Consider the following 12,261-nt stretch of genomic DNA (forward strand, 5'->3'; position numbering starts at 1 on the left):
CCTTTGCGCAGGAGTAAATTTTTCTGATGAATAAAGCGCACATACTTCTCAGAGACACAGTCAGCCCCTACGGGCCGGTGAACATAATGCAGGCGCACATGCCTGACACCCGCTTTTCGAGGCACTCACACGATGGTTTCGGCATAGGGGTAATCACCGCAGGGGCTCTCTCTTTTTGCTACAGAGGAGAAAACCTCACAGCTTTTAAAGGGCTTGTGAATACAGTAAACCCTGATGAACCTCACGACGGCAGACCTGCAGCGGCATACGGCTGGGCTTATCGTATGCTTTATTTCAGTGAAGCAGTATTCAGAAACGCATTCCACGACATATCAGGCAAAACAAAAACACCATACATATTAAACGGCGTGATAAATGACCCGAAACTGGCAGGTGAAATATTCAGGTTTACCGAGCTTACAGCCGCAACACACGAAACTCTGGAAGCTGATTCGGCATTCTGTATTCTGATGTCTTCCGTGATGGCACATATTGATAAAAAACCGCAGAAAAGCAGAACCTACAGGCTTGGCGGCAAATTAAGAAAAGTCAAAGACTGTATAAACGAAAGGATAAACGAAAACATTACAGGCAAAGAACTTGCCGAAACAGCGGGTTTAAGCCTTTACCACTTCATACGCTCTTTCAAGGCGGACACTGGTCTGACTCCGCATGAATACTCTTCTGTCCGCAGGGCAATATATGCCAGAGATCTCCTGCTGAAAGGCATGACACCGGCAGAAGCGGCAAGCGAGGCAGGTTATTCTGACCAAAGCCACATGACAAGAAGGTTCAGACAGTTTTTCGGAGCAACGCCTAAAATTTTCAGCAAAAACATTCTATAATCGGATTCAAATATTGAGGATACTCCTGTTAAAAAGGAGTTTCGTCTTGAAACATCATTTTTTCCTCGCTTCTGCCATGTTAATCGTGGGCAGTTCCGTAACCGCCGGAAAATTTATCGCCCTGAATACTCCCGTAAACCTCTCAATGTTTCTGCGCTTTGCGGTGGGAAGTGCAGCCCTTTATCTTTTTATGATTTACAGAGGAGAAAAACCTCTGCGTCTTCCTTTGAAATCAGTTTTACTCATAGGAGTTCAAGCTCTTACGGGTTCTGTGCTGTTTAATATATTTCTCCTGAAAGGGCTGAAAACAGTCTCTGCCGTTTCATCAGGCATAGTATCAGGCTTTACCCCTGTGATGTTTACGATTTTGGCATTTGTTCTGCTGAATGAAAACCAGGCAGGCTAAAAATTATTGCCGCCGTCACAGCTTCTGCCGGGGTTGCAGCAGCAAACGCAGATTTCAGCGTGGCAGGCATGACAGGAAGCGCAAGCGGGCTGCTTTTTGTATTTGCGGCGGTTATGTGTGAATCGCTTTTTCTGATAATGAGGAGAATCATAAAAACCGAGATCTCCTCATTGTGCCTGTCACTCTATCTTTCACTCGCAGGGATGTTATTTTTTGCACTTCCCGCCGCAAGAGAGATAAAACCCTTATCAATGCAGGAACTTGCAGTAATTGCATACTATGGAATATTTATTACAGCAGCAGCTTATCTGCTCTGGCTTGAGGGGATAAAACATGTGCAGGCGTCCTCCGCTTCCGCTTATACTGCTGTGATGCCGATAAGCGCCGTATTCACAGGAGTTGTTTTTCTGGGGGAACCGGTGATGCTCAGACACATTGTTGGGCTCGCCCTTGTGACCGCGGCTATAATAATGTCCGGCAGAAAATGAAAAAGCCTCAAAGCCTCCTGATTCGCATAAAAGTTTCACTCATGTTCTTCCTTTTCTTTTCCCGGTGATATAAACTGAGCAGAGATTACGCAGGGTGAAATATGGCTAAAAAGACAGTAACAATGGCAATTGCCTACGACTTTGACGGAACACTCGCTCCGGGAAACATGCAGGAATATGACTTTGTCCCCAAAGTCGGCATGACCACAAAAGATTTCTGGAATGAAACATCCGCAGAGACAGTAAAACACAATGCCGACAGAATACTAATATACATGAAACAGATGCTTGATAAAGCACAGGCTGCGAGAGTTTCCGTCCGGAGGGAAGACTTTGTGAACTACGGCAAATCCGTTCAGCTTTTTGCAGGTGTGACCGACTGGTTCAGGCGGATCAATGAATACGGCAAAACAAAGCACGTATCCGTGGAACATTATATAATATCGTCCGGAATTAAAGAGATGATAGAAGGGACACCCATAGCCGATGAATTTAAGGCGGTATATGCGTCCTCATTTGTTTACGACCATAACGGAGTGGCTGTCTGGCCTGCACTGGCGGTAAACTATACCACAAAAACACAGTTCCTCTTCCGCATAAACAAAGGCGTTTTTAATGTTTATGACGACCATAAGGTGAACGAATATCTTCCGCAGGATGAACGGCCGGTCCCTTTTGAAAACATGATATTTGTGGGTGACGGAGAAACAGATATTCCCTGCTTCAGGCTCGTTAAAGAACAGGGCGGACATTCCATAGCAGTGTATCCGCCCAAGAAAAGGGGAGCAAAAACAAAAACCGATAAACTCATATCCGAAGGAAGAGTAAACTTCGCCTGCATTGCCGACTATTCCGCCGGAACAGATATAGAAAATGCCGTTAAGGCGGTTATAGACAAAGTATCCGCTGATTCCGCCCTGAAACATCTGGGAAAAATACCGTGAAAAGGGCAATATGCAGTGATATGCTTTATTATGGAGATTTGTCATGAACGGAAAAACTAATTCAGCAGCATTAATCCTCGGCATTTTCATAATGCTGGGGCTCGGCATACTCGGCTGGCAGCTTGCTTCTGCTGCCATAAAGTACAAATCATTTGAAAGAACAGTTTATGTAAAAGGTCTTTCCGAAAGGGAATACCCTGCGGACATAGTTCTCTGGACTCTCAAATTCAGCGTTGCTGAAAATGACATTACGAAGCTCTACACCGAAATGGAGAAGAATATCTCTAAAATTAAAGTATTTCTTCTGGACAACGGAATTGACGAGAGTGAAATCAGCGTCTCCATTCCAGCCATTTATGATGTCTACGCCAACCAGTACGGTACTGACCGCAGACCTGAATTCCGTTATACAGCAAGACAGGCGGTCACAGTTTACTCGACTAAGGTCGAAGCTGTCCGTTCTCTCATGACGCAGACCGGAGAGCTGGGCAAGGAGGGGTTGGTTCTCACCGGAAATGAATATGAAGCGCCTGCGGAATATATTTTCACACGCCTGAATGAAATCAAGCCTCAAATGATAGAGGAAGCCACAAAAGCAGCGAGGGAAGTTGCCCAGAAATTTGCCGAGGATTCCGGCAGCAGACTCGGCAAAATCAAAAGCGCTTCACAGGGTCAGGTCACTATTACAGAAAGGGACAGCAATAACCCTCACATAAAGAGTGTTCGTGTGGTTTCCACTGTGGAATATTACCTCTCTGACTAATCCATCTGCCCAAGGGGCAGGCGAAGAGCTGCATGGAATGATACAGGAAACAGAGGTCCGTGGGATAGCTGCGGATACTCCCTGTATCTGACTGTGATGCCTTTCACTGCGGCAAAGCTGTATGCAGCGGTTTTTGCAGCATCCGCAGGAACAGAGCTGACAGCCTTTACACGGGCTTCATATGCTTTGCGTTTTTCATCGTCAAACTGCCTGTTTCTGCTCTCCTGACCGCTCTTCATTATCAGAAGATTTATTCCATCAAGTTCAGCGCCGGAAGATGAAAATTCTTCTGTCCTTTTCAGCATCTCCCCGCCGCCCCACCACAGAGCAGGGTCAGCAGCCGCATAAGCCTGAAAACTTTCAGGGGACGATGTAAGCACATACAGCACAAAGAGTCCCCCGTAGGAATGCCCCCACAGAGCCTGTTTCGATTTATTAATCTTAATGTGCTCTTCAACGGCAGGTTTAATCTTTTTTTCTATAAGTTCCAGATACATTGCCGCACCTCCGTTCATCCGGGTGCTGCGGAGGGCATCAGGCATGGGCTTACCGTCCGCTGAAGGCGGGGTGTAGTCGAATGCCCTTGAGTCAACATCAAACCGCTCCTCTGTATCATAGCCGATAAACACCACCACAGGCGCTCCTTCCCTGAAGATACGTGTCCGGACATCTTCACTGAAATCAGCTAAGGCAGCGTTGCCGTCCAGAGCATAAAGCACGGAATACCCGCCTTCAGGAACAGGAGTGGAAGGAACACCTATTACAACACTGTAGTTTCGCCCGCCGTCAGCGGACGTAAACTTGAGAACCTCAAAGCTGTATGGGGATTCGGCAAATGCCGGAAAAGCACAAAGCAAAAATATCAGGAAAGCATATCTGAACATCATCGGCCTCATAATATGATCCTCATTATATGCCCTGCGGCGGGATTCGGAAATTTATCAGAGAGACTACATTAATTTGAGTATTAAAACAATTTTAAATAAATAGCACCCCGGGAGCTTAACTTCAGACAAAACTATTTAACAATACACAAACAACCTTTTTTGGCATGAATTTTGATTAGTATAAAGGCATACACAAGAAAATCTGCCGCCATTGAAGGAGGACGCCATGTTTAAATCAGAAAAAATATATTCTATCAACGGTCATAATCTCAAAGTTGCTGGATGTGAGATACTTGCAGAAACAGGTATTCCGAATCAGGTTCTTTTTGCTTCGGAAAACGTTGAGCTTGAGCATTTCCTCTTCAGAAGAATGATGGATACCCAGAGGCTGCATACTCCATATGTTCATTCGGATAACTACTTCTGGACAATGAATCTTTCTCCGGCAGCCATTGATAAAATCTGTGATGAGCTTCCTTTTTTACCTTCAAATTTCTTCATAGAAATAACAGAAAGAGGAAAATGCTCCGCTGAGTTTATAGAAAAGGTAAAACCCTATGCTCATATGCTTATAATTGACGACTTCGGTACAGGAAACGCCAATATGGAGACTGTATTCAGCCTGAAACCCCACGGAGTAAAAATTGATAAAACTATATTCCGCAGTGCGGGCAGCTACCTGAAACCCCTTATGGCAGAACTCAGAAACCATGTTTCCGTAATAATAGCGGAAAAAGTTGAGAATGAAGATGATTTTGCACTGATGCGTGATCTTGGGGCAGACTTTTTTCAGGGGTATTATATGCCTGATCAAAAACTGAAACTTACCTCCGGAAAAGCTTTTTCAATGGTTTAATATGCCATAAGGCATGTTTGATTACAGAGACGGAGAAGTCCGTCTTTTTTTATGTCCTATTCAGCTTAATTTTTTGCAGATCAGTGCTTATAATTGAGCAGAAGGTGACATATGAGGAAAATACTAATAATAGATGACGACATTTTCTTTTTAAAGGCATTAAAAAGGATGCTTGCGACACTGGGAGACTACCACGCCGATATATCCACAGACGGAGAGCAGTCATTCAGAAGTGACGAAATAAAGGGATACGACCTGGTTATGCTTGATTTAAACATGCCCAAGCCCGACGGCAGAGAATGTCTGCTTGCAATAAAAGCATCAGTGCCGTCAGTCCCTGTAATAATAGTCACAGGAGAAAACAGTACCGAAACGGCTGTGGAGTATCTCCGTTTAGGCGCTTATGACTATCTCACAAAACCGGTTGACCGCAACAGACTGAAAGCCACGCTGGAAAACCTTTTCCGTATGAAGTCACTGGAAGAGGAACTTGGCTCCATAACAAGGCATCTGCTTAAAAATGAGCTTGAAAACTCCCATCACTTCGACAAGATTCTCACATCTGATGAAGTCATGCTGAAAAACTTTCGTTATGCTGAAGCCATAGCCCCCACATCCAAACCCGTTCTCATATGCGGTGAAACAGGAACAGGAAAAGAGATAATGGCAGAAGCGCTGCACCTCTCAAGCGGACGCAAAGGGCGGTATGTTTCCGTTGATGTTTCAGGCATAGACGACTCCGTATTTTCAGACACTCTTTTCGGTCATGTGAAAGGGGCTTTCACCGGTGCGGATAAATTACGAAGCGGGCTGATAGAAACAGCAGCAGGCGGAACTATCTTCCTTGATGAAATAGGCGACCTTCAGGAAGCAAGCCAGATAAAGCTTCTTCGTCTTTTGCAGACAGGCGAGTATTACCCGCTGGGCAGCGACACTGCAAAAAAAAGCACAGCAAGGATAATAACCGCAATTAACAGAGTGCCGGAAGCTCTGCTGGAAAAAGGTTTCCGGAACGACCTTTATTACAGACTAAGCACATACAGGATAGATCTTCCCCCTCTGCGTGAACGTAAGCAGGATATCCCTATGCTGGCACGTTTTTTCTACACTGCTGCGGCAAAAGAACTCAAAATACCTGACCAGCCTGATGAAAAGACATTTGAACTGCTCACCTCATACTCTTTCCCCGGAAATATAAGAGAGCTTAAAAGCATAATTGAAGACGCAGCCCTCCAGCAGAAAATAGGGCAAAGCCTTTTGGACACAATAATCTTAAAGCTAAACATTAAAGATATTACTTTAGTTAAAAAAAATAGCCTAAGAATTAAGGATGTTTTCGGATTTCTACCTACTCTGACTCAGGCTACAGACAAGCTGATACAAGAAGCAATGGAGGAAACAAACAACAGTCAGAAGGATGCCGCAGCTATTGTTGGACTCAGCAGGCAAGCCTTTAACAGAAGACTGAATATTCAGAAAAAACGATAAACTGGCACAGCGCTTGCAATAGAAAAGATGCAAGGAGCCGACATGAAATATCCACAACGAAAGATCTGACAGGCTACATGGTTGACACCGTCATGGCTTCAGAGAAGCTCGTTGCCGGACGCCCCAAAGATCTCAGAAAAATAATAAAGGCATGGTACAGAGCGCAGGAATACATAAGGACGCACCCAGAAGAATCTTTCAGGATAATGGCAGCTAACGAAGGCATGTCTGCAGAGGATTCTGCATTATTTTACAAAAGCTTCCGCTTTTTTACCGCAGAGGAGAACAGGGTAATACCTTCTTCTGACAGGTTTAATAAGGTAATAAATGAAATAGCTTTTTTTCTGTAAGTCAACCGTGATGACTATGAAAATATCGCTACGAATGAGTTTCTTCCCTAGGCATATAAGGAGAAGCATATATGAAAACGATTTTCAGACGAAGAAACTCACTTTTCGTCAAACTTCCTTTTTTTATCGTTCTGATGATCCTAACTGTGGGGACATCGTCTGTTTATTTTTTTAAGGACAGTGTGATGAAAAAAGCAGAGTCCAGAACTGCGGAAACGGCTGTACTCAGCCTCACAAGCCTTGACTGGTCGGTGGCTTCTCTTCTCAGAAACGAGGACTATAAGTCTCTTCAGCGGCTTATGGAAAATGCCGGTTCAAACAGGTTTATGGATGTCTTAATGGTATGTTCAAATACAAATACAGTGATAGCCAGCAACAACCCTGCGGAAGTTGGAACACAATGCTCACATGAAACAGTGGATAAAGTGCTTGCCGAAGGGAGCCTTATCGAAAAAAGATTCACCGATGCGGGTACCTTTGAAGCAGCAATACCGGTCACTGGTCCATCTTACGATGTAAATTCCAGAAGCAGCGTGCAGGCTGTTTTATACATCCAGACAGACAAATCCTTCATCAGCAGAACGTACAAGGAATACATGGAATTTTTTATAACACAATATGTTATAGTATCCCTGCTTGTTGCACTTTGTCTGCTTTTTCTCATCAGCAGCATGATCCTGAAACCTCTGAAAAGATACAAAACAGCAATAGATCTGATATCCCGGGGCAATTACGGGACACATATAGAAATCCTCCGCAGAGATGAACTGGGAAGCTTTGCGGAAGGGCTCAACACCATGTCATATGAAATAGCCAAAAAGAACGAAGAACTGAAACGGACTAATAAAAACCTTGAGGAATATCTGAAAGCAATTGATGAAAGCGTCATTGTAATCCGCTCCTCAATAGCAGGAAAGGTAACTTACGCCAATAAAAAGTTTTATGACATGTCCGGCTACTCTCAGGAGGAAATAGTCGGCTGCCCCATAAATAATCTCCGCAGTTATAAAATGAATACAGATGATATCATCGACTACTGGGAAACTCTTCTTAACCACTTTATCTGGAACGACGTGATTGAAAATATCGCAAAAGACGGAAAAAAATATTATGTAAACGCCACGGTAAACCCGATTTGTGATACAAACGGTGAAGTGGTCGAATTTATTGACATATGGTACGATATCACAAGGATATATGAGCTGAAAGAGGAGCTTGAGCTTCATAAAGAACACCTGGAAACACTTGTTCAGGAACGCACAAAGGAACTCTCTGAATCACATGTTGAATTACAGAAGCTTTATGAGGAATCTAAAAAGCTGAATAAAATGCTGTCTGTAACCCAGACCAGAATGCTCCAGCAGGAAAAACTCGCATCCATAGGTCAGCTTGCCGCCGGCGTGGCTCATGAGCTTAATAACCCCATCGGATTCATTTCCAGCAACTTTGATGTTCTTAAAAGCTACTATGAAGCCACAATTCTTTATATGAACGAAATTGCGCATTCTGTTCAGAATTTTGAAGAACAGGATTTATCCGCACAAATATCAGACACACTGTCTGAAAAAATAAGCCGGATCAGGGAAGAGTATCAAATCGACTATATAATCAGCGACATAAAGGAGATATTCAGCGAATCAGACCATGGATTTTCAAGGATTACTGCGATTATCAACAGTCTCCGTGACTTTTCCAGAATAGACACAGACAGCAGTAACGCCGGATATGACCTCAACGAAGGGATCTTAAGCACACTAAAGGTTGCCAGAAATGAAGTTAAATATGTGGCGGAAGTTGAAACAATTCTGGATCCAGAACTCCCGAACATTGCATGCAACGGCGGTGAAGTAAATCAGGTTCTGCTTAATATAATTGTCAACGCTGCTCAGTCTCTGGCATCTGACGGCAGAAGCACAGCAGACGGGCGGATAGAAATCAGAACCGCCCGTGAAAACAACTACGCCGTGTGCATCATCAAAGACAACGGAAAGGGAATACCTGAAAACCTGCTGAACAGGGTTTTTGATCCTTTCTTTACCACAAAAGCCCCCGGAAAAGGTACAGGGCTTGGACTCAGCATTTCTTATGACATCATCGTCAATAAACACAAGGGTATGCTCACAGCAGAAAATGATAACGGGGCTAAATTCACAATAATGCTGCCGCTCACAGGAGGAGAAAATGTCTGACAAGTGGATGATACAAAAGATCAGTACAGCTCAGAGCTGTGCAGATGAATACACTAAAGCTGCGCTCAGTCATTTTATTAAAACTGCCGGATGCAAAGCGGAAATTATCAGTAAAACAGAAACGGAAAAAAATCTGACCGGTGCCATATATATATGTATGGGCGAACAGCTCATGAAAATATCAGATATTTCCCCGAACTTTTCTCTGGATAAAGCGGAAATCTTTGCGAAAATAATGGAACTGGAGATCAGGGAAAGAAAAAGCAAAGAAGAAACAGAAGAGCTGAAAGAATTTATTCACCGGAATAAACTATGCACATGCAGCCAGATAAAAATCCCTCAGGAAGCTCTGTTCAGGCAGGAAAAACTTGCAGCAATCGGTCAGCTTTCCGCAGGAATAGCCCATGATCTGAACAACCCCATCGGTTTTATATCCTGCAACTTTGACGTTCTCAAAAATTACGCTTCTGAGATAAGAAATTTCATCTCAGCGGCAGGCAGACTGATAGAGCCTGAAGTTTTTGAAGAAGTTAAGAGCGAATACAGAATTAATGATATAATTCAGGACACAGAAGATATTTTTCAGGAGTCTGAAGAAGGGTTCAAAAGAATAACAGGAATAGTTGCAAACCTGCTGGCTTTTGCCCGTTCTGATGCAGACAGAATAAAGCGGGACAACCTTAATGCTGCAGTTGAAAATACAGTTTCAATAGCAAAAAGCGAATTCAAATTTATTGCCGATGTCATAATCGAAGCAGGAGACCTGCCGGATTTCATATTTAATACCGGGGAAATCAGTCAGGTGCTGCTGAATATTCTGCTTAATGCTGTTAAGGCTATAAAACAGCAGAAAAGAATGGACACCGGGCAGATTATTATCAAGACATGGGAAGAAGATGGCTTTGCCTGCTGCTCACTCTCAGATGACGGCCCCGGGATATCCCCTGAAAATATCGAAAAGGTTTTTGACCCTTTTTTCACAACAAAACCCGTGGGCGAGGGAACGGGGCTTGGACTGAATGTTTCATATGATATAATAGTAAACAAACATAAAGGCAGTATAACTGTAAGAAATAACCCCGAACAAGGAGCGGAATTCTTGTTCCGAATCCCTATTATGCAAGAGGCGGAAGAAGAAAATGGATCATGAAGCGGGAACTATTCTGATAGTTGACGATGAGCAGAACATCCTCAATTCTCTTAAAAGACGCTTTTTCGGGAGCAAAGTACGGGTTCTGACAGCATGCGGTGCGGCTGAAGCATTAAAAATAATGTCTGAGAACAGCGTGGATCTGATATTGAGTGACTATAAAATGCCTGATGTTAACGGAATTCAGCTCCTTACACAGATAAAAGAAAAATATCCGAACACATTCAGGGCTATACTCAGCGGATACGTGGAAACTGATGCAATAACCCATGCCATAGGGAAAGGCATCGCCATGGCATATTATAAAAAACCATGGAACGAATATAATCTGCCGGAAAAGCTTATTCATATAATTTCCACCATGCACCGGATAAAAGACAAAGAGCTTATAACAATTTTCAGCAGGCTTGAAAAACTGCCCAGCCTGCCTGAAATATATATCCGACTTGACAAAGCCATTGAAAACGGAGCCCCTGTGGATACGATCACAGGTATCCTGAAAGAAGATGTATCTCTTACCGCTAAGATAATGCAAATAGGCAATTCCGTGTTTTACAGAGGCAAAGAATATTCCTCACTGGAACAGACGGTGCTTATGATCGGGCTGAATGCCGTAAGGGAAATAGTTCTTATTTATAAGATGACCGAAAATACACTTTATTCAGTAAATGACTCTAAACTTTCAGCTATTTTCAGCAAAGGACTGATACTTAATAAAGGGATTGATTTCTGCCTTCGCCAGACAGGACAGGAATACAATAAAAGCATAGCCTCCACAGCAGGACTTTTATCCTGCATAGGGGAAATAATCCTGCTCTGCTTCCGGCAAGAAAGATATGAACAGACACTCGCTGCCGCAGCCCAACACTCATGCTCTTTTTCGGAAGCAGAAATGCTTCTTAACATAAAAACAGACCTCAGCACACATATAACAGGCTATTTTCTGGATCTTTACAATATGCCGTTCGGTACTATTGAAATAATGCTTTATCAGAACAATCCGGAGGAGGCTTCTTCGGAAAACAGAATAATCGCCGCCGCCCTATGCGCTGTGTCAAAGATAACTGCGGCAATTGAAAACGGCATAGAAATCGACAGCAGCCTACTTGAAACGTGCGGCAAAGAACTGATAAGTCATGATGCTGCACTGAAAACCGCAGAGATGCTTAAGGAGATATTGCCGGAGCAGAAGTAACTCCGCTCCGGCAAATATTTTGGTTCGATCATGTTGCGGGTGACCGTCAGGAGGAAACAGACGGTCGTTCCCCCCTCGTTTAGTTCTTCGGTTTAAAGAAAATTGAAGGTACTGTATCTCCTGAAGTAAGGGTATTACCGTTAGAGTCTTTTGATGAATCAGGCATACCTACTGCTGTTCTTATCGCAGTGGGGTATTTTGCGCTGATCTCTTCCACTGTGCCGAAGTCAAGCGCTCTCTGGGGGCATGCAGCCACACATGAAGGCGCAAGACCATCATCAAGCCTGTCCCAGCAGAAAGTACATTTCTGCACAGGGTGAGCGACTGCCCAGCTTGCCTTCTTAACAGGTTCGGACTCATCGTCTCCGAACTGAGGAGCGCCGTAAGGGCACGCTACAGCGCAGGAACGGATGTTCTGGCATTTGTCACGGTCTACTATGACTATGCCGTCCTCTTTTCTCTTATAAATTGCTCCCACGGGACAAGCTGCCGTGCAGGCAGGGTTTGCGCAATGGTTGCAGGAAAGTACAAGGTTAAAAACCTTTACATTCGGGAAAGCTCCGCTTTCAGTTACACTGAGCTTTCTCCAGCTTGCTTTGCCGGGTTTAACATCGTTCCAGTCTTTGCACGCCACAACGCAGGCGTGGCAGCCCATGCATCTATTCTGGTCAAAGTAAAATGCCATCTGTTTAGCCATGGT

General features: G+C 43.9%; 13 protein-coding genes. 11 read left to right on the top strand and 2 right to left on the bottom strand.

All coding sequences use genetic code 11. The features are described from left to right. Positions 1 to 26 precede the first annotated feature (26 nt). From ACYRYY_RS07995 to ACYRYY_RS08015, 5 genes are all read left to right on the top strand, one after another. A complete protein-coding gene (locus ACYRYY_RS07995) occupies positions 27 to 845 on the top strand; it encodes an AraC family transcriptional regulator (RefSeq protein ID WP_460215078.1) in 819 nt (272 codons plus the stop codon). Positions 846 to 891: 46 nt separating this feature from the next. After that, a complete protein-coding gene (locus ACYRYY_RS08000) occupies positions 892 to 1,251 on the top strand; it encodes an EamA family transporter (protein ID WP_460215079.1) in 360 nt (119 codons plus the stop codon). Between the two features lie 68 nt (positions 1,252 to 1,319). Continuing rightward, on the top strand, positions 1,320 to 1,739 hold the full coding sequence (locus tag ACYRYY_RS08005) for an EamA family transporter (RefSeq protein WP_460216474.1): 420 nt from the start codon (positions 1,320 to 1,322) through the stop codon (positions 1,737 to 1,739). 101 nt (positions 1,740 to 1,840) lie between these two features. Beyond that, the gene (locus tag ACYRYY_RS08010; protein ID WP_460215080.1) at positions 1,841 to 2,683 is read left to right on the top strand and encodes an HAD family hydrolase; all 843 of its coding nucleotides are present in this window, start codon (positions 1,841 to 1,843) and stop codon (positions 2,681 to 2,683) included. Between the two features lie 43 nt (positions 2,684 to 2,726). After that, on the top strand, positions 2,727 to 3,446 hold the full coding sequence (locus tag ACYRYY_RS08015; RefSeq protein ID WP_460215081.1) for an SIMPL domain-containing protein: 720 nt from the start codon (positions 2,727 to 2,729) through the stop codon (positions 3,444 to 3,446). On the opposite strand, the gene ACYRYY_RS08020 is transcribed toward ACYRYY_RS08015, so the two are convergent. Beyond that, the gene (locus tag ACYRYY_RS08020; RefSeq protein ID WP_460215082.1) at positions 3,443 to 4,342 is read right to left on the bottom strand and encodes an alpha/beta hydrolase; all 900 of its coding nucleotides are present in this window, start codon (positions 4,340 to 4,342) and stop codon (positions 3,443 to 3,445) included. The genes ACYRYY_RS08015 and ACYRYY_RS08020 overlap by 4 nt on opposite strands. A 217-nt stretch (positions 4,343 to 4,559) precedes the next feature. Here ACYRYY_RS08020 and ACYRYY_RS08025 point away from each other — a divergent pair, with 217 nt between their 5' ends. The 6 genes from ACYRYY_RS08025 to ACYRYY_RS08050 all read left to right on the top strand — a co-directional run bounded on the left by ACYRYY_RS08025 (position 4,560) and on the right by ACYRYY_RS08050 (position 11,561). After that, positions 4,560 to 5,189, top strand: coding sequence for an EAL domain-containing protein (locus tag ACYRYY_RS08025; RefSeq protein WP_460215083.1), 630 nt, complete (start codon positions 4,560 to 4,562; stop codon positions 5,187 to 5,189). A gap of 111 nt (positions 5,190 to 5,300) precedes the next feature. Further along, positions 5,301 to 6,677, top strand: a complete 1,377-nt coding sequence (locus tag ACYRYY_RS08030) for a sigma-54-dependent transcriptional regulator (RefSeq protein ID WP_460215084.1) — start codon at positions 5,301 to 5,303, stop codon at positions 6,675 to 6,677. A 77-nt stretch (positions 6,678 to 6,754) separates the two neighbouring features. After that, a complete protein-coding gene (locus tag ACYRYY_RS08035; RefSeq protein ID WP_460215085.1) occupies positions 6,755 to 7,027 on the top strand; it encodes a hypothetical protein in 273 nt (90 codons plus the stop codon). Positions 7,028 to 7,098: 71 nt separating this feature from the next. Next, entirely contained in the window at positions 7,099 to 9,216 is a 2,118-nt protein-coding gene (locus ACYRYY_RS08040; protein ID WP_460215086.1) for an ATP-binding protein, read from the top strand. Then, positions 9,209 to 10,366: a sensor histidine kinase gene (locus ACYRYY_RS08045; protein WP_460215087.1), complete on the top strand. Its 1,158-nt coding sequence runs from the start codon at positions 9,209 to 9,211 to the stop codon at positions 10,364 to 10,366. The genes ACYRYY_RS08040 and ACYRYY_RS08045 overlap by 8 nt, the downstream gene beginning before the upstream one ends. Continuing rightward, on the top strand, positions 10,356 to 11,561 hold the full coding sequence (locus tag ACYRYY_RS08050) for an HDOD domain-containing protein (RefSeq protein ID WP_460215088.1): 1,206 nt from the start codon (positions 10,356 to 10,358) through the stop codon (positions 11,559 to 11,561). The genes ACYRYY_RS08045 and ACYRYY_RS08050 overlap by 11 nt, the downstream gene beginning before the upstream one ends. Before the next feature lie 79 nt (positions 11,562 to 11,640). Here ACYRYY_RS08050 and ACYRYY_RS08055 read toward each other — a convergent pair whose 3' ends face one another. After that, complete coding sequence (locus ACYRYY_RS08055) at positions 11,641 to 12,258, bottom strand: 4Fe-4S dicluster domain-containing protein (protein WP_460215089.1); 618 nt, start codon at positions 12,256 to 12,258, stop codon at positions 11,641 to 11,643. Between the last annotated feature and the right edge of the window lie 3 nt (positions 12,259 to 12,261).

The organism is Geovibrio sp. ADMFC3 (assembly GCF_054687035.1).